This is a genomic window from Fodinicurvata sp. EGI_FJ10296 (genome assembly GCF_040712075.1).
Taxonomy (GTDB): Bacteria; Pseudomonadota; Alphaproteobacteria; order DSM-16000; family Inquilinaceae; genus JBFCVL01.
In genome coordinates this window covers 294,135-311,509 of sequence record NZ_JBFCVL010000002.1, presented here as the reverse complement: position 1 = coordinate 311,509, position 17,375 = coordinate 294,135, and the positions used below count along the sequence as shown (strand labels likewise).

Below are 17,375 nucleotides of genomic sequence, written 5' to 3'. Positions count from 1 at the left end.
AGCATTGCCGGAACCCATGGCATTTCCGTTCCGGAAAACGATATGATTGCCGCGAGATTGAATGACCGTCCGGTTGACGGGAGTCGCGACGGCTCCGAATCGTCTGCCGGGCCCGAGCAAAGAATGGTGGATCAGCTATGGCCGAGAAGATCAAAAAGACAGATGACGACTGGAAGGCACAACTCTCGCCGGAACAGTACAAGGTCGCCCGCAAGGGTGGTACCGAGCGGGCCTTTACCGGCGAGCTCTATAAGGAAAGCCGAAAGGGCGTCTATACCTGCGTCTGCTGCGGCGCGCCCTTGTTTTCATCGGCGACGAAATACGAAAGCGGAACCGGCTGGCCGAGTTTTTATGCGCCGGTCTCCGACACCGCGGTCGAGGAGCGCGAGGACAAGTCCCTGTTTCGCCGTCCGAGAACCGAGGTCGTCTGCGCCCGCTGTGACGGCCATCTCGGCCACGTCTTCCCAGACGGCCCGGAGCCGACCGGGCTTCGCTATTGCATGAATTCTGCCGCCATGGGATTCGAGCCCGACGACGGCTAGCTCTGGCGCCCACTTTCATCCCGAAGCCGGGGCAGGGCATTTCTGCTGCGCTGGCCCCAACCACTGCCCCGTAGGCGCGAGGCGTCGTCCGGGGTCCACCTGCGCCGCGGTAGCAGGGTGAGAGCGTGCGTCTCGGACCAGCTGCACGTCTCGTTGTGCTGTCCAGCATCCGCGCCAGGGGGTTCCTCGCGCGGCCCTTAAAACGTGCTTGATGATCGAATGATTGCAATTAGTAATTGCAATCATGCATCAAAGAATTTACTAAAAATTAGCTGCGCTGCCCCATGATAACGCCTACAGGCAGTGGTGCGCCAGCCTGGTCCAGGCAGGTGCGACGGGCCGGCTGTAGGCCACTCGAAGATCGGGGAACCCCATATTTCGATGATTTTGCCATTTCGCGACCGACAGATCCTGGTCCGCTCGGAACAAGGGGTGCGCCATCTCCATCTTCGCGCCCGCCATCAGGTCCTTGCGGTTTCCGCATGTGCGGCTCTGCTGATATTGGCCCTTGCTGGAACAGTGGGCACGGTTGTCGGCGTCACCAAAGTCGGCAACCGTGAAGCCCGTCTGTCAGAGATGCGTGTGGAATATGCCCAGGTGATTGCCCGGGCCGCAGAAAGCCGTACTGCATTCGCGGCCGGGGCGGCTGGCAGCGGCATCGACACCGACGTTGCTCTGGCCGACGCCGAAGCCGACGCCGGCACAGGGGCGGGGGGGCTATCACAGCCAAATTCTGTTGCAGATCGCGTGCTGACCGATAACGCCCATCTTCGCGACGCGCTTCAGGCCGTCCGATCCGAGAAGCGTCACCTTGAGGCGCAGCTTGCCGGTCTCGATGAGCGGCTGGACGAGCGCGCAGCCGAGGTCGTGCAGCTCGAAACCCGGCTGAGTGAGGCGCTGCGGGCAGAGAGCGAAGCCAGCCATCGCGTTGCCGTGCTTGATCGCGATCTGAATTCGGTCCGCGCCGAGATGCACAATCTGAATTCACTCTCTGCGGATCGAGCGTCCGAGATCGGTCGGCTGGAAACGGCATTGGCCCGTGCCGAGGACTGGAATCAGTCTCTGGAATCAGAAGTTCGCGATCTTTCGCAATCGGTCAATCGGGCGATCACGACGGCTCGTGCAACGGCAGACGACCGCAACCGGCTTTCCAGCGAGATCGACGGCGCCCTGCAATCGGTCGCGAACGCGGATCGCGAGCGCGAAGACGCCCGCCAGCTTATGCACGCAGCTCTGTCCGGCGCCGAAACACTGCGCAGAAACCGCAATGCGCTCTTGACCGCACTCGGCACCGAGCAGGCACGGGCGGATCGGCTCACCGGAATGATCGATGATCTGGTCGCGTCGCAGCAGTATGTATTCGCCGAGTTGCGCGATCGTACCGATCGTCAGCGGGAAGAGCTGGCCGAGGGCCTGGGGCATACCGGACTGGATATCGACAGTATGATCGATGACGTCTGGTCAGAGATGTATCCCGGCGTCGGCGGTCCCTTTCTTCCCGTCTCCGGAATCTCTTTCCTCGACGCCACCGTGTGGTCGGCAGCAAACGAACTGACTGAAAGCGTGGAGCGTGCGACGGCCACTCACGAACTGGTGGCGCGGCTGCCAGTCGCCATGCCGGTGCGCGACGACTATCGCCTGTCAAGCCGGTTCGGGCAGCGCAGGGATCCGTTCACGGGTCGGGCTTCCGGTCATCTGGGACTGGACTTCGCCGCACCGCGTGGAACGCCGGTAACGGCTCCGGCCCATGGCACCGTAACTTCGGCCGGGTGGCGGGGCGCCTATGGACGGCTCGTAGAAGTCGATCACGGCTTTGGCATAACCACGCGCTATGCTCATCTTACCCATATCTCCGTCCAGGAGGGGCAGGAACTCACCACGGGGGAAGAGATCGGAAAGATAGGCACGACAGGCCGCAGCACGGGGCCTCATCTCCACTATGAAATCCGATCCAGCCAAACAGCGATGAATCCCGAAAATTATCTGGAAGCGGGGAACCATGTTTTCGCGGTCACAAACCAAGAATGATAAGCTGCAAGCCGATGCGGTACCGTCAATCGTCAGCCTGGACCTGCGTGTTTCGGGCGACCTGAAATCGGACGGTGATATTCAGGTCGACGGCATCGTCGACGGTGACATCCACAGCTCGACGTTGTCCATTGGCAAGACAGCCGAGGTCAATGGCAGCATCGAAGCCGAAGTCGTGCGTGTCTGGGGCCGTGTAAACGGTCGCATCAAGGCGCGTCAGGTCACTCTCCTGGAAACGGCCGAGGTGTCGGGCGACATCGTCCACGAGTCGCTGGAAGTGGCTCGCGGCGCCTACATAGAGGGTATGGTCAAGCGCGACCGAAAGCAGGAAACGGACCGGCCACCAATGAATCTCGTCGTCAGCGACGCCGATGCGATGTTGGCCGACGCACCGGCCGAGAAAACGACGGAAAAGCCGCGCTCGTCAGGGTTTCCGATCAAGGCGAAGTCGAAATTGCCGCAGCCGGCCGAAGGGCAATAGCCGGCTGCGACGGCCCGCTTTCAATCAGCCCGTCAGGATGCGGGAGAAAAGGGCGCCATCGACGTTGCCGCCCGAGGCGACGCAGACGACTGTCTCGACCTCTTTCGGCAGCTTGCCGCTCAGCGCGGCCGCCAGAGCGACAGCGCCGCCGGGCTCGATCACCAGTTTCAAATGCGCGAAAGCCAGCCGCATGGCCTCGGCGACGTCGTCGTCCGTAACAACCAGACCACCTGCCAAAGTGTGGCGCATCACCGGTAATGTGACTTCACCCGGCATCGGTGCCAGCAGGGCATCGCAGAACGAGTCGCCCGTTCCATCATTGGCGACCCGTTCACCCGCTGCCAGAGATCTGGCGATATCATCGAAACCAGCGGGTTCCGATGCATAGACCGCCATGTCGGGCCAGGTATCCCTGACCGCAAGCGCGGTACCTGAAACCAGGCCGCCGCCGCTGCAACTGCAGACGACAGCATCCGGCCGAATGCCCATCGCCGCCGCTTGCCGCGCGATCTCCAGACCCACGGTTCCCTGACCGGCAACGATATAGGGATCGTCATAGGGCTTGACCAGCGTCGCGCCGCGCTCACGGGCCAGTTGTTGGCCGATCTCCTCCCGGCTCTCGTTCTGGCGGTCATAGGGCCGAACTTCCGCCCCCCATGCACGCGTCGCGTCGAGCTTTACCGCTGGCGCATCGGCCGGCATGACGATGATTGCCGGCAGGCCGAGCCGCGAAGCGGCCGCGGCGACCCCTTGCGCATGGTTGCCGCTGGAATAGGCGACGACACCGCCGCCGCGGTGATCCTCGGGTATTACGGCGATGCGGTTGCTGGCGCCGCGCAGTTTGAACGAACCGGTGATCTGCAGCGATTCCGCCTTGACCAGTATCCGCCGTCCCGCAATCCGGTCGAGGGACGGCGCGTTCAGCAATGGCGTCTCTCGCACAAGGCCCGCTATGCGTTCTGCGGCATCGTGAACCATGGCGGCGGTCGGCACGGGCTCATCGCCGGCGGCCCGGATATCAGGTTCGCCGGGCTTCATTTGGGCGGATGTCATCGGGTGAGGTCCTCTTCAAGCATGCCGACCCTCGGCGTCTGGCCCATTCTGATGCGATACACTTGGGTGTTTTCCAGGACGCGTTGGACATAGTTGCGGGTCTCGTAGATCGGAATGCTTTCCATCCAGTCTATGATTTCATCGATATCCGACATACGCCGGGGATCGCCCCTTTCCGACAACCATCCCGCCACGCGATTGGGGCCGCCGTTGTATCCAGCCGCGGCGAGGATATACGAGCCGCCGAACCGCGCCACCTGATCGGCCAGATAGCGAGAACCGAGCCTGATATTGTGCGCGGGGTCGGCCGTCAGCATGCCCGTGCTATGGGAAACGCCCAGAACATGGGCGACATCCTGTGCCGTTGCCGGCAAAAGCTGCATCAGACCGCGGGCATTGGACCGGCTGACTGCGCGCGGATTGAATTCGCTTTCCTGACGAATGATCGCGTGGACGAATGCCGGGTCGATGCGGTCGTCGGCATTGGACATGTTTGCAACGGGAAAAGCGATGTCCGGAATGATGCGCCCTTCCATCACGGCCATCTTTCCCCCACGTACGGCCATGAAGGTATTGCCGTCTTCCAGCGCCAGCCTGCCGGCGGCCGCGATCTCCGATGCGCTCGTCGATGCGCCGAGCAACGCCGCCATGAAACGTTGCTGAAGGTCTTCCGCGCCGATCTGGCCGAGCGCGATCGTCACCCTGGCCAGTTCGGGATCCGCCGTCGCGTCGGCACCGGCATGTTCCTGAATCTCTGAAAGCCCGGCAACCGTCGGACGCCCCAGTTTCCCGGCCGCCAGCTGCCCATAGAAGACCGTATCGTGGACGGCCGCGCGCGCATACCATTCCTCGGCTTCGTCGGTGTTGCCAAGTGCTTCGTGCGATCGCCCAGCCCAGTATGCTCCGCGTGCGAGGCTGATCGGCGTGCCGACATTCTCGAAAAGGGTCACGAAGTGCGAAAGGGCATCGTTCGGCCGATCAAGGAAGCGCAATGCAAACCAGCCGGCAAGCCACTCTGCTTCCGCCAGCGAGGAGCCGCCGTCAGTGCCGTGCTCGGCCGCGAGGCGTTGGGCCTCGGCATAGCGTCCATCCTCGAACAAGCGGCGGACGATGATATTGCGCTCGCGCCACCAGGCGTTCGGCTGTTTCATTTCTGGCGGTTGCTGGTCGAGGATCTCGATCGCGCCCGCATCGTAGCCATAATACCGCCGCCAGCGCAGACGCTCGTAAAGCAGCCCCTCGTCGTCGGCAAGCGTATTCGGGACGCGGTTGATGGCATCGTCGACGCCATCGTCGCGATTGGCCAATCTGATCCGCGCGTCGGCGAGCCGCATATAGCCGTCGTCGACGAGCGGCGACATGCGGCGAGCTTCGGATTCCCGGTTTGCCCATAGCAGGTTGTCAAGCCGCTCGATGTGATCGGCTTCGGTAAGGAATCCGCCGTAGAGGCCCAGATATTCCGATTGCTGATCGGCCGTCAGAACCTGGCTGTGCCAGCGGTCACGGGCGACAGCGCGCGCATCGTTCTCCCGGCCGACGGACATCAACCCCCGGATATGGTTCAGAACCGCATCATAGGTTTGCGGCGGGAACGCATCGTGATGGGCGACAATCTCCGCTGGCGCCAGCAAGGTCGGCATGCGCCGTTCGGCCTGCAGCATCAGCGTCGAACGGTCTGGCCAGTTGGGATTGTCGGCCAGAAACCGGGCCGTTTCCGCGAAATCGCCGTTATGATCCGCCCGGAGACGCTCCCAGGTGACGACTTTGCGCAGGATCGGATCCGACGCCCTTGCGGCAGCTTGTGCCGCGGCGCTATGGTCGCTGCGCGCGGCCGCGTCCAGGGCCTCGCGATAGTTCCGTATATCGCTGCCGTTCAACACATCGGCAACCGCCGCCGGACTCGTGCCGCCCGCAACCGCCAAGCTCAGAAACAATCCGACTGCTGCCGATTTCGCGAGTATTTTTGCCATGACCACAGCCTTGGCTTTTAAGAGACGAGGCGCTATCGTGCCGCTCTTTCCGTTCAGGCCCATCGGGGTTTCACCATGATGTTCAAAGGTTCCTTCACTGCCCTTATCACGCCATTTACCGAGTCCGGAATCAACGAAGCCGGTTTCCAGTCGTTTGTTGACTGGCAGATCGGTGAAGGCGTGGACGGGATCGTTCCGGTCGGAACGACCGGCGAGTCGCCGACACTTTCGTGGGACGAGCATAAACGCGTCACTGAATTGTCGGTCGAAGTAGCCAAAGGCCGCGTTCCCGTCATTGCCGGCGCCGGTTCGAACTCTACCGCCGAAGCCGTCGATTTTGCCCGACATGCACATGCTGTCGGCGCCGATGCGATTCTCGTCGTGACACCATACTATAACAAGCCGACGCAGGAAGGGCTTTACCAACACTTCAAAGCGGTTGCTGGCGCTGCCGATATTCCGCTGCTCATTTATAATATTCCGGGTCGCAGCGTGGTTGACATGTCTGTCGAAACCATGGCGCGATTGGCCAGGATTCCCAATGTGGTCGGCGTGAAGGATGCGACCAACGATCTCGCCCGTCCTTCGGCAATCCGTGACTTGATCGGCCCCGATTTCTGCCAGCTGTCCGGAGAGGATGCAACGGCGGCCGGATATCTGGCGCAGGGAGGGCACGGATGTATTTCAGTGACCTCGAATGTGGCCCCCCGGCTATGTGCCGCCATGCACAATGCATGGTGGGCCGGCGATCTGAAGACCTTCGCGGAGATCAGGGACAAGCTGGCACCGCTGCACCGCGCCTTGTTCCTCGAAAGCAGCCCGGCGCCGGTGAAATATGCCGCCGACCTGATCGGGAAAGCGCCGTCACGGGTACGGCTTCCATTGGTAGGGATCGGCGACGACACGAAGGCTGCCGTGCGCTCTGCCCTTGAGATTGCGGGCATCCTGAGCTAGACGAGAGCGCCGCCCGAGATTTCTCCTTTCCCCTCCCGCACGCCCACGGCGTCGGCCGGCTGGGATTCGGTCGGGTGGTGGATCGTGATCGGAGGTGGGCTATGGCCGTAAAGAAGGCGCCGTCGGGAAACATAGTGGGCGTCAACCGGCGCGCGCGTTTCGACTATTTCATCGACGAGACCCTGGAGGCCGGGATCATGCTGGCGGGAACGGAGGTCAAGGCGCTCCGGCTCGGTCGATTGAATCTCCAGGATAGCTATGCCGGCGAAATGAACGGCGAACTTGTGCTCATTAACGCGCATATCGGTGAGTATCCGGCCGCCAACCAGTATAATCACGAGCCCAAGCGCCCCCGCCGCCTTCTGGTGAAGCGGCGCGAGCGGGCTCGGCTGTTCGGTCTGGTTCAGCGCGAACGTGTCACGATCGTTCCGCTGAAGGTCTATTTCAACGATCGCGGAATCGCGAAGGTGGAATTGGGTATCGCCCGGGGCAAGAAGAAATACGACAAGCGTGAAACGGAAAAGAAGCGCGACTGGAACCGTGAGAAGGCCCGCCTGATGCGCGAAAAAGGATAAGCCGCGAGGGTCGCTCGCGGTTCATCCCTGACGGCCCATCGTTGATCGCGGTGCGTCGAGTCTGTCGGCCAGCCGCTTTTTACAGATCGGACTCGGAGTCATCCTGCAGTTGACCGTCGTCCATGCCGTTGTCGCTCGGGACTTCCAGCCATTCACCGGTTTCGGCGTCGAACTCGATGACAAGGGTCTGGCCTTCGGCGCCCTTTGCCTCGATGATGTAGAAGCCTGCGGCGGCTACTTCGTCGACGATGGTCACGTCGGTATAACCCCGGGCCTCGATTGCGGAAACCGCATCATCCGGCGTCATCGTCTGGGCAATCGCCGCGTTGCTCAGAAAAAAAATGCCGGCCGCAGCACAAGCGATCATTCTGTTTTTCATCAGTGCACCTTTTGAACGCATGAACCGTTGTCACGGATTGCCGAAAGTTGAATTCTCCAGTTCCTGCAGCAAAGACGGTCTGAAGTGACAAGCCGATCCGTGACAACGGTGTGATGGTGACTTCCAGCCCCATCAGATCGTCGTTCCTGGCTGTATGGCCGGTCTGCAGTGCCATTTCGTCTCGTGGCCCGTGTCTTGCTTCCGTGCGCTTGCGTTCAACGGCATTGCGCAAGGCGCGCAATAGTCCGGGCAGATCGATCGCTCAGTCCGGCTGCCCCACCGTCAGGTCATCGGGGCCGGCCAATCCGATATCCAGCAGCTCGTTGTCGGACCGAAAATTCACAGGGGTGTGGAGTTTGACGGCGCTGTATAGATACCGGCAGACTCCGAGGTCATCGTATAGGGGCGTCAATAGCCGACGACTCCAGAAGATATCCCGATGATCGACGCGCACGGAGTCGGTATAGAACAGGGGTGTGCCGCGTTTGCAAACCTGGTGATAGAGGAAATACCGGACCGCCGTATGATCATGGCTGATATAGTCTTCCAGGAAGCTGCCAGTAACGTCGTGACCGATCATGCCGTTGGCGTGCGTTCCTGACAGGCGCACACGAATCCTGTTGTCGTCCAGTGCCTCGAAAATCTGAACGTGGCCCAGCATCGGTGAAACCGCGAGCGGATCGAATGCCGACTTGGCGGCCCCGTGGTTTCTTGATAAATACAACCAATAGTCGAATAAATGTTGAAGGTCTGTGTCGTGCAGAGCCGCACGAAAGGTTCCGGAGGCCTGTTCCGCCAGACGCACTGCGGAGAACCATAGTTGACGATCGCTTTCCTTGAGGTCCGTCGCTTCGACAATCATGCATAGCCTCATTTAAGGTCCTGTTGGTGCATCCCTGCCATGTCGCCAGTCCTCGTGTTTCGAGCGGCAATCCGAAAGTCAGATTGCTGCAAGAATGGGGAAAATCGGGATGGTTATATTAGCTATACAGCTTGCAAGTTAACACCATGTAACCATTTAGCGTTGGTCGCCGGGCTTAGTGCCGGAGACTTTCCTAAAATCACTGCCTATTTTTAGGAAATAAAATCCAGGGTTGTTTGTGTAGCGGAACGGTTGAGGCTATACCCAACATTTATCGGCCTGGTCGCGCACTTTTTGGCGCCCAAAGCAGCCGAGTTGGGCCAACGACTTCAGAGCTTGAACTCCCATGGCTTCAGCCCATCAACGGGCATCGGGAATCGATGCCGGATCCGCAACGAGCCGAAACGCGTCGGACAGCAACGGCTTCCCACAATCTGTGCCGGCCCAAAATCCGTGTCTCGTCGCGCACTATGCCGGCGTTGTCGGCCGCCTTCGGGCCGAAGCGCAGCATTTGCCGCCCGAACAATCCGTCGCATTGCAGGCCGTCGCCGATCGAATCGAGCTCAGCCTGTTGCCCGGTCTGTCACCGGATAGGCTATCGACCGACTTGACCCGGCTTTAGGCCAGCTTTCTGGCTTTTCCGGATTTCAGTATCTGCGCCAGATAATGGCCAGTGTGGCTGTCCGTGTTGCCTGCGACCTGTTCCGGCGTGCCGGACGCGACCAGGCGTCCACCGCCGTCGCCGCCCTCCGGCCCCAGATCGAGCAGCCAGTCCGCCGTCTTGATGACTTCGAGATTGTGCTCGATGACGACGACGGTGTTGCCGGCGTCGACCAGCTCGTGGAGAACCTCAAGCAGTTTGCGGACATCGTCGAAATGCAGGCCCGTGGTCGGTTCGTCGAGGATATAGAGAGTTCGACCGGTCGAGCGCCGCGCCAGTTCCTTGGCCAGCTTCACCCGCTGGGCCTCGCCGCCGGACAGGGTTGTCGCGCGCTGGCCGATCTTGACATAGCCGAGACCGACCCGGGCCAGCGTCTGCATCTTGTCCCGGATCGAGGGGACGGCCTGAAAGAACACCGCTCCTTCGTCGACCGTCATGTCCAGGACTTCGGCAATCGATTTGTCGCGGTAGTGAACCTCAAGCGTCTCGCGGTTATAGCGCTGGCCGTCACATTGTTCGCAGGTCACATACACGTCGGGCAGGAAGTGCATCTCCACCTTGATCACGCCGTCGCCCTGGCACGCCTCGCACCGGCCGCCCTTGACGTTGAACGAAAACCGGCCGGGACCGTATCCCCGCGCCTTGGCCTCGGGCAGGCCGGCGAACCACTCCCTGATCGGGGTGAAGGCCCCGGTATAGGTCGCCGGGTTCGAGCGCGGCGTCCGGCCGATCGGGCTCTGGTCGATATCGATGATCTTGTCGATATTCTCCAGTCCGACGATCTCGTCATGGCCGCCGGGAATCTCGCGGGCGCCGTGCAGCGCCCGGGCGACCGCCTTGTACAACGTCTCGATGATCAGGCTGGATTTGCCGCCGCCGGAAACCCCGGTGACGCAGGTAAAGGTCCCCAGCGGGATATCGGCATCGACACTTTTCAGGTTATTCGAGCGGGCCCCACGGATGCCGAGCAGCGCCTTCTTGCGTCCGGCCTTGCGCCCCGGCCGGCGCGACGGCGGTACGGGAATGGCCTCGGCGCCGATGAGATAGCGTCCGGTCAGGCTCGCCGGATTGGCCATGATCTCGGCCGGCGTGCCTTCGGCGACGACATTGCCGCCGTTGACCCCGGCGCCGGGGCCCATATCGATTACCTGATCTGCCGACCGGATGGCGTCTTCGTCATGCTCGACGACGATCACCGTGTTGCCCAGATCGCGCAGGCGTTTCAGCGTTTCCAGCAGGCGGTCGTTGTCGCGCTGGTGCAGTCCGATCGACGGCTCGTCAAGAACATAGAGCACGCCTGTCAGGCCGGAGCCGATCTGCGAGGCGAGGCGGATGCGCTGGCTCTCGCCGCCCGAAAGCGTGCCCGAAGCGCGGCTCAGTGTCAGATAGGTCAGGCCGACGCTGGTCAAAAATCCGAGTCGGTCGTTGATTTCCTTCAGAATGCGGCTGGCGATCTCGCGATCCTTGGCCGACAGCGACTCTGCCAGCTTGCCGAACCAGATTTCCGCCTTACCGATTGAAAGTTCGGCGGCTTCAGAGATATTGCGGCCGCCGACCTTCACCGCCAGCGCCTCCGGACGCAGCCGCTGGCCGGCGCAGGTATCGCAGCTCAGGCTGCTTTGATATTTGGCCATCTCCTCGCGGATCCAGTTGCTGTCGGTCTCGCGATAGCGCCGGGTCATGTTGGGAACGATGCCTTCGAAGGTCTTGGTCGTATCGTAAGACCTCAATCCGTCGTCATAGGAGAACTTGATCTTCTGACTGCCGGATCCGTGTAGAATGCAGTTTCGCACCTCGTCGGGAAGCTCTGACCATGGCGCCTTCGTACTGACACCGAAATGGCCGGCAATGCTGTTCAGCGTCTGGCCGTAATAAGGGGACGACGATCCTGCCCAGGGCGCGATGGCGCCGCGATCGAGCGACAGTTTCGGGTCCGGCACGACAAGTTCGGGATCAATGACCGTCGTGCTGCCCAGGCCGTCGCAGGCCGGGCAGGCACCGAACGGATTGTTGAACGAGAACAGCCTGGGCTCGATCTCCTCGATCGTGAAGCCCGAGACCGGACAGGCGAATTTCGACGAGAAGACGGTCTGGGCGCCGCTATCCGCGTCCTCGGCAATGCAAATGCCGTCGGTCAGCGAAAGCGCCGTTTCGAGACTGTCCGGCAACCGGTTGCCCAACCCTTCGCGCACGACCAGACGGTCGACCACGACTTCGATGTCGTGCTTGGTCTTCTTGTTGATGGCAGGAACTTCGTCGATTTCGTGCAGGGCGCCGTCGACGCGAACGCGCTGAAAGCCCCGCTTGCGCAGGTCCTGAAGTTCCTTCTTGTATTCGCCCTTGCGGCCGCGGATGATCGGCGCCAGCAGATAAAGGCGCGTTCCCTCGGGCATGGCCATGATCCGGTCGGCCATCTGGCTGACCGTCTGGCTTTCGATCGGCAGCCCGGTGGCCGGAGAGTAGGGAACGCCAACCCTTGCCCAAAGCAGCCTCATATAGTCGTAGATTTCCGTGACCGTGCCGACGGTCGATCGCGGATTGCGGCTCGTCGTCTTCTGTTCGATCGAGATGGCGGGGGAAAGTCCCTCGATGGAATCGACGTCCGGCTTCTGCATGAGTTCGAGGAACTGCCGCGCATAGGCGGACAGGCTTTCGACATAGCGTCTCTGTCCCTCGGCATAGATGGTGTCGAACGCGAGCGACGATTTGCCGGACCCGGACAGGCCGGTGATGACCACGAGTTTGTCACGCGGAATCCGGACGTCGATGTCCTTGAGGTTGTGTTCCCGCGCGCCTCTGACGCTGATATGTGTCAGCATTATCCGTTCGTCCCGACCGGCTGTGGCTGTTGAAGGGGAGGGCGGCGGATCCAATCCGCCACCATATCCATGGGTCGAAGAGTCTCGACCCGGGACCCTGCATGATCCGCAATGAGAGGTAGCATGACAAGATTGAAAGTCAGGGTCGTCATGCGGTAATACATGTTATGTTCGGCATTTGATCACGAAATACACCATTATGCGGGCCATCGCAAATCTGAAATGGCATCGGGCTTGCCGGTTGAACACCTGTGCGGTGGCGGCTATGGTCCGGAATTCGAGTCTGAAACCCGGGACAGGTTTCGGGTCCGGGTCCAGTTGGCGGAACCCGGTGAACATCGTCTCTCGATCCACAAATTACAACGGTAGGCTCCGATGGCGGGTAGCATCAACAAGGTCATTCTGATCGGCAATCTCGGCCGCGATCCCGAGGTCCGGACCTTCCAGAACGGTGGACGGGTGTGCAATTTCACCATTGCCACGTCCGAACAATGGCGGGACCGCGCCTCTGGCGAACGCCGAGAGAAGACGGAATGGCATCGGGTCGTGATCTTCAGCGAAGGCCTGGTCGGCGTTGCAGAGCGATTCCTGAAAAAAGGCTCGAAGGTCTATGTCGAGGGACAGCTTGAAAGCCGCAAGTTCCAGGATCAGTCGGGCCAGGAGCGCACGATCACCGAAGTCGTCCTCAGGAACTTCAACAGCAACCTGACCATGCTCGATGGCCGTGGCGGCGGTGACGGTGGTGGCGCTCCCGCAGGCGGGTACCAGGGCGGAAATCAGGGTGGGTCGTCGGGTGACTACGGTGGCGGCGACTACGGGTCCAGTGGCGGCTCCGGCGGCGGTGGCGGTCGGGGTTCCGATCTGGATGACGAAATCCCGTTCTAAGGCCCCGGGACCGTTCCAGGGATAAGGACCGATTGTCCGGTCAGCCACGGCGTCTTTAAACGCTGTGGCTGTCGGGCTTCATAATGTTCGTTCATAGATAGTAATAAATTTTCTCTTAACGTCTATTTTTACACATATTCTTGCTAAATCGGCTTGCCTGTCAGCTCAAGACCTCTCATAGTAGAGACAAGGTGGGTGGCCTTACGCGATTCGCCGATCAAGTATAGACAAAAAACCAACACCGGCGCATTGAGATGACAGTATCATTGATCCATTCCGCGAATGGACCCTCGTCCGGCGAGCCTCTGGATGGGCCGGAACCTGGCAGCATTTCTTTGGAAAACCTTCTGTTCCCGATCGACGTCGACAGGTTTTTCGCCGAGTATTGGGAAAATGATGTCCTGGTCGTCAATCGGGATCAGCCGTCATACTTCAAGAGTTTCCTGTCCCTCGACGATCTCGACGCATTTGTCGCAACGGGTGGTCTGGACGGCAGCGTTCTCAGCATGGTGGATGCCAAGCGCGAGATCGCGCCCGACGACTATCTGTTTCCAACTGGTGTTGTGGATCCGGTTCGCGCGTTCGGCCTGTTCGCCGAAGGGGCAACCCTTATCCTGCAGCAACTGCAAGGCCGGCACGGCCCGCTGGCGCAGCTGTGCCGGGCCATGGAAGCGCGCTTCGGCTATCGGTTCCAGACGAACGTTTATTTCACGCCGGCCGGATCCGCTCAGGGATTCAAGCCGCATTGGGACAGTCATGACGTATTCGTCATCCAGGTCGCCGGTTCGAAGTCGTGGAAGATCTATGACACGCCCATGACATTGCCGGACCGCACTGTCCATTTCGATCCCAAGTCTTACGAACTGGGCGCTGTCACGCGGAGCTTCACGCTGAACGCCGGTGATATCGCCTATGTCCCGCGCGGCGTGGTCCATGATGCACAATCCACCGACGACATGTCCTTGCACATCACGCTCGGTTGCATGTCGACGACCTGGCGCGAAGCCCTGCATGCGGCAGTGGACGCCCTGTCGCTCACCAACCCGCGGATCAGACAGGCATTGCCGCCCGGATTTCATGCGGATGGATTCGATGCGACGGGCGCGGCGGGAATCTTCCGGGACATCGTCGACGCCCTGGGCCGTGAGACCGATGTTGGGGCGGTGTTGCGGGAGTTTGCCGACGATCTGGCTGAAACCCGCATGGCGCTGGTTCCCGGGCAATTGGCGGCGTTGGCAATGCTGCCGGCACTTGACGCCCAAACGTCCCTGCGAACGCGGCCCGACCTGATTTTCCGCCTGGAAACCCATGATGACGAAACGCTGGGCGTCTATGTATTCGGGCGCGTTCTGAAATTTCCGCTCCATGTGCGCCCTGAACTCGAAGCTCTCTTGCGGCCCGGCCCGAAAACGTCCGCAACGCTGCCCGGGGACCTGGATCCGGACAGCCGGCTGGTGCTGGTCCGGCGCCTCGTCAAAGAGGGGGTATTGACCGCCGATTGAGGCGAGTGCCGGCAGAACTTCTGGAATTAATCAACAATCAACAGGATTCTCAGCGATGACCAAGGATGTCGAAAAGACAGGTGTGGGGGCAGGCGGGCCGGACAAGAGCACGCGCCTGACCGATGACGACATCAGCGTTGCGCCCAGCCTGGGGCGGCGCTCGGTACTGCTGCGCGGGGCCGGGCTGGCGGCCGGCGTTGCGGCGGCTGCGGGTGTAGGCCTGAGCACGGGGACCGCAGAGGCCGCAACCGACAGCGACGGCGGCGGCGGATATTCCGATCCCGGCGGCCGCGGCCGTGGCGCGTGCCGGGCGTATCGTTCGAACATGACGGACGGTGATAGCGGCAACAACTCCGACCCGGGTGGAAACGGCCGGGGGGGATCGGGCTATCGCCGTGGTGGTATCACCGACGGCGACCTGGGCAATTGGTCCGATCCGTCAGGCTCGGGACGCGGGAACTCACGGACCTATACCAGTGGCCGAACCGACAGCGACGGCGGCAACTGCTCGGACCCGGTGGGCAACGGCCGTAACATCTGACAACAGTTACCGAAGGGCCTTCCGGTGGCGCCGATGGCGTCACTCGGAAGACGGTTTGCTGGACCGCAGGGATTTTATCGACGACCGGGCTTTCTTGCCTTCGAGGCGTCGGCGCTTGGCGCCCAGTGATGGCCGGGTTGGCCGACGCCGCTTCGGTCGGACCAGGGCCTGGCGAATGAGGTCAGCCAGACGCTCCCGTGCATCCTGACGGTTGCGTTCCTGCGTTCGGTGCTGCTGGGCAGTAATGACGAGAACGCCGTCACGCGTCATGCGGTGACCGGCGATCGAGGTCAGACGATCCTTCACTTCCTCGTCAAGGGATGGCGAGTTGCGGACATCGAACCGCAGTTGAACCGCCGTTTCTACCTTGTTGACATTCTGTCCGCCCGGGCCGGACGCACGGTGGAATGTCTCCTCTATTTCCGACGGGTCCAGGCTGATCGATCCGGTAATTCGCATGCTGCCCCGTTCCTTCGAACTCGTCACTTCGAGTGCCGGGATCGTGAAAACCGGCATCGCCCGATACGCTGGCGGCTTTCCCTTTGCAAATCCCGCTCTGTCATGTATCCCACGGTTCCCGCCGCCGCAATGGTGCAACCGGCGCGTTGGGCGTGTGCCCGTGACGCGGAAGCCCGACGCACCCTGTTTTGCAGCGGCTGACTCATTATCGTTCCTGCCGCTTCGACCTGTCGGTGAAAGAAATGTCCACCCCGCCAGCGACCGGGCCAGAGACCGGGACCCTAGGCTGGGCCGTCGCCCGCATTCGCCGTCACCTTTCCGAACTGATCCGCCTCGCGTTTCCCGTGATGGTGGCGCGTGTCGGCGTGCTGTCCATGGCGCTGGTCGATACCGTCATGGTCGGTCGTTTCAGTTCCGAGGAACTGGCCTATCAGTCGATAGGACTGGCGCCGATCAATGCCCTTTATGTCGGCAGCCTCGGCCTGTTGATGGGGACGCTGGTGGTCGCGGCCAATGCCATGGGCCGGGGCCGACCCGAGGAAGCCGGGGCGGCATGGCGCCGGTCGATGCCTTATGCCGCGGCGATCGGGGTGGCCGGCTGGGCGCTGTCGCTCGCCGGCGGCCCTTTCCTGGCCCTGACCGGCCAGTCTGCCGATCTGAGCCGCGGCGGCGGCGAGGTCATGACCGTCATTGGTATCGGCCTGCCGTTTCTGATGATCTACCTGACGACATCCTTCTTCCTGGAAGGCATCGGCCGCCCGATGGCGGGCATGGTGTTCATGATCATCGCCAATCTGCTGAACATCGTGCTCAATTGGGTGCTGGTTTTCGGCGTGGGGCCGATTCCGCCGATGGGGGCAACCGGATCAGCCTGGGCAACCACCAGCCTGCGGATTTTCGGCGCCGTTTTCCTGGTTGCCTTCGTCTGGTTCATGACGGATCGGGACCGTTTTGCCGTCCGCCGTCCTGCCGAGGGTGGCTGGCGTGCCTGGCGGCACCAACGGATGATCGGCTATGCCGCCGGGGCGAGCATCGGCGCCGAAGCCACGGCCTTTTCGATCCTGGGGCTGATGGCGGGCTGGCTGGGCGTCCTGCCGCTGGGCGCATTCTCCATCGCCCTCAATCTGGTCGGTATCGTCTTCATGGTCGCGCTGGGCATCGGTGCGGCGACGGCCGTTCGCGTTGGTAACGCCCATGGACGGCGCGATACCGCCGACATGGTGGTCGCCGGCTGGACGGGCCTGGGGCTGAACACGGTCCTGATGGGCGGCATCGGCGTGGTTTTTGCGGCAATGCCTGTCGCATTTGCCGGGTTCTACTCGACGGACGCCGAACTGCTGGCGCTGACGGCGCCGCTGATCGCCTTTGCCGCACTCGTCCTGGTGGTCGACGGAGGACAGGCCGTGGTTGCCAATGCTCTGCGCGGGCGGGCCGATACCTGGATACCGACGTCGACCCACATTCTGTCGTATTTCGGCGTCATGGTGCCAGTTGGCTACCTTCTGGCGTTTGTGATGGATCACGGTGCCATGGGACTGATGGAAGCGATCCTGGTCGCAAGCATCGTCTCGGTCGGCCTGCTGATCGTCCGCTTTCAATGGCTGGCCGCGCGCGATGCCCGCATCCGCTCGGCCGCCGCCGGGTAACGACGGCAAGGACCCGCT

16 protein-coding genes are annotated in these 17,375 nt (G+C 61.7%); 9 read left to right on the top strand and 7 right to left on the bottom strand.

The genetic code is table 11. From position 1 onward, the window contains the following. Positions 1-137: 137 nt before the first annotated feature. The 3 genes from msrB to ABZ728_RS04870 all read left to right on the top strand — a co-directional run bounded on the left by msrB (position 138) and on the right by ABZ728_RS04870 (position 3,051). Entirely contained in the window at positions 138-542 is a 405-nt protein-coding gene (msrB, locus tag ABZ728_RS04880) for a peptide-methionine (R)-S-oxide reductase MsrB (protein ID WP_366654737.1), read from the top strand. Between the two features lie 381 nt (positions 543-923). Continuing rightward, on the top strand, positions 924-2,570 hold the full coding sequence (locus ABZ728_RS04875; RefSeq protein WP_366654735.1) for a peptidoglycan DD-metalloendopeptidase family protein: 1,647 nt from the start codon (positions 924-926) through the stop codon (positions 2,568-2,570). Further along, the gene (locus ABZ728_RS04870; protein ID WP_366654733.1) at positions 2,542-3,051 is read left to right on the top strand and encodes a polymer-forming cytoskeletal protein; all 510 of its coding nucleotides are present in this window, start codon (positions 2,542-2,544) and stop codon (positions 3,049-3,051) included. Before ABZ728_RS04875 ends, ABZ728_RS04870 begins: the two co-directional genes overlap by 29 nt. Before the next feature lie 24 nt (positions 3,052-3,075). On the opposite strand, the gene ABZ728_RS04865 is transcribed toward ABZ728_RS04870, so the two are convergent. Together ABZ728_RS04865 and ABZ728_RS04860 are read right to left on the bottom strand one after the other, a co-directional pair. Then, a complete protein-coding gene (locus ABZ728_RS04865) occupies positions 3,076-4,104 on the bottom strand; it encodes a threonine/serine dehydratase (RefSeq protein WP_366654732.1) in 1,029 nt (342 codons plus the stop codon). After that, complete coding sequence (locus ABZ728_RS04860) at positions 4,101-6,074, bottom strand: lytic transglycosylase domain-containing protein (protein WP_366654730.1); 1,974 nt, start codon at positions 6,072-6,074, stop codon at positions 4,101-4,103. The genes ABZ728_RS04865 and ABZ728_RS04860 overlap by 4 nt, the downstream gene beginning before the upstream one ends. A 78-nt stretch (positions 6,075-6,152) precedes the next feature. Here ABZ728_RS04860 and dapA point away from each other — a divergent pair, with 78 nt between their 5' ends. Together dapA and smpB are read left to right on the top strand one after the other, a co-directional pair. After that, entirely contained in the window at positions 6,153-7,028 is an 876-nt protein-coding gene (dapA, locus tag ABZ728_RS04855) for a 4-hydroxy-tetrahydrodipicolinate synthase (RefSeq protein ID WP_366655091.1), read from the top strand. 101 nt (positions 7,029-7,129) lie between these two features. After that, complete coding sequence (gene smpB, locus ABZ728_RS04850) at positions 7,130-7,603, top strand: SsrA-binding protein SmpB (RefSeq protein ID WP_366654729.1); 474 nt, start codon at positions 7,130-7,132, stop codon at positions 7,601-7,603. A gap of 79 nt (positions 7,604-7,682) precedes the next feature. Here smpB and ABZ728_RS04845 read toward each other — a convergent pair whose 3' ends face one another. The 4 genes from ABZ728_RS04845 to uvrA all read right to left on the bottom strand — a co-directional run bounded on the left by ABZ728_RS04845 (position 7,683) and on the right by uvrA (position 12,324). Further along, positions 7,683-7,910, bottom strand: a complete 228-nt coding sequence (locus ABZ728_RS04845; RefSeq protein WP_366654727.1) for a hypothetical protein — start codon at positions 7,908-7,910, stop codon at positions 7,683-7,685. Further along, positions 7,897-8,157, bottom strand: a complete 261-nt coding sequence (locus ABZ728_RS04840) for a hypothetical protein (protein ID WP_366654726.1) — start codon at positions 8,155-8,157, stop codon at positions 7,897-7,899. Before ABZ728_RS04840 ends, ABZ728_RS04845 begins: the two co-directional genes overlap by 14 nt. 87 nt (positions 8,158-8,244) lie before the next feature. Then, complete coding sequence (locus ABZ728_RS04835; protein ID WP_366654725.1) at positions 8,245-8,844, bottom strand: PAS domain-containing protein; 600 nt, start codon at positions 8,842-8,844, stop codon at positions 8,245-8,247. 618 nt (positions 8,845-9,462) lie between these two features. After that, complete coding sequence (gene uvrA, locus ABZ728_RS04830) at positions 9,463-12,324, bottom strand: excinuclease ABC subunit UvrA (protein ID WP_366654723.1); 2,862 nt, start codon at positions 12,322-12,324, stop codon at positions 9,463-9,465. A gap of 375 nt (positions 12,325-12,699) precedes the next feature. On the opposite strand from uvrA, the gene ssb reads away from it, so the two are divergent. The 3 genes from ssb (at position 12,700) to ABZ728_RS04815 (ending at position 15,252) form a co-directional block, all read left to right on the top strand. Then, entirely contained in the window at positions 12,700-13,209 is a 510-nt protein-coding gene (ssb, locus tag ABZ728_RS04825) for a single-stranded DNA-binding protein (RefSeq protein ID WP_366654721.1), read from the top strand. 254 nt (positions 13,210-13,463) lie between these two features. Continuing rightward, positions 13,464-14,711 (top strand): cupin domain-containing protein, encoded by a 1,248-nt coding sequence (locus ABZ728_RS04820; protein WP_366654719.1) that lies wholly within the window; start codon positions 13,464-13,466, stop codon positions 14,709-14,711. Between the two features lie 55 nt (positions 14,712-14,766). Continuing rightward, complete coding sequence (locus ABZ728_RS04815; protein ID WP_366654717.1) at positions 14,767-15,252, top strand: hypothetical protein; 486 nt, start codon at positions 14,767-14,769, stop codon at positions 15,250-15,252. Between the two features lie 39 nt (positions 15,253-15,291). Here the strand turns inward: ABZ728_RS04815 and arfB are convergent, their stop codons facing one another. Next, positions 15,292-15,711 carry an alternative ribosome rescue aminoacyl-tRNA hydrolase ArfB gene (arfB, locus tag ABZ728_RS04810; protein WP_366654716.1) on the bottom strand — a complete coding sequence of 140 codons (420 nt, stop codon included), beginning with the start codon at positions 15,709-15,711 and terminating at the stop codon, positions 15,292-15,294. 242 nt (positions 15,712-15,953) lie between these two features. Here arfB and ABZ728_RS04805 point away from each other — a divergent pair, with 242 nt between their 5' ends. Then, complete coding sequence (locus tag ABZ728_RS04805; RefSeq protein WP_366654715.1) at positions 15,954-17,357, top strand: MATE family efflux transporter; 1,404 nt, start codon at positions 15,954-15,956, stop codon at positions 17,355-17,357. The last annotated feature ends 18 nt before the right edge of the window (positions 17,358-17,375 follow it).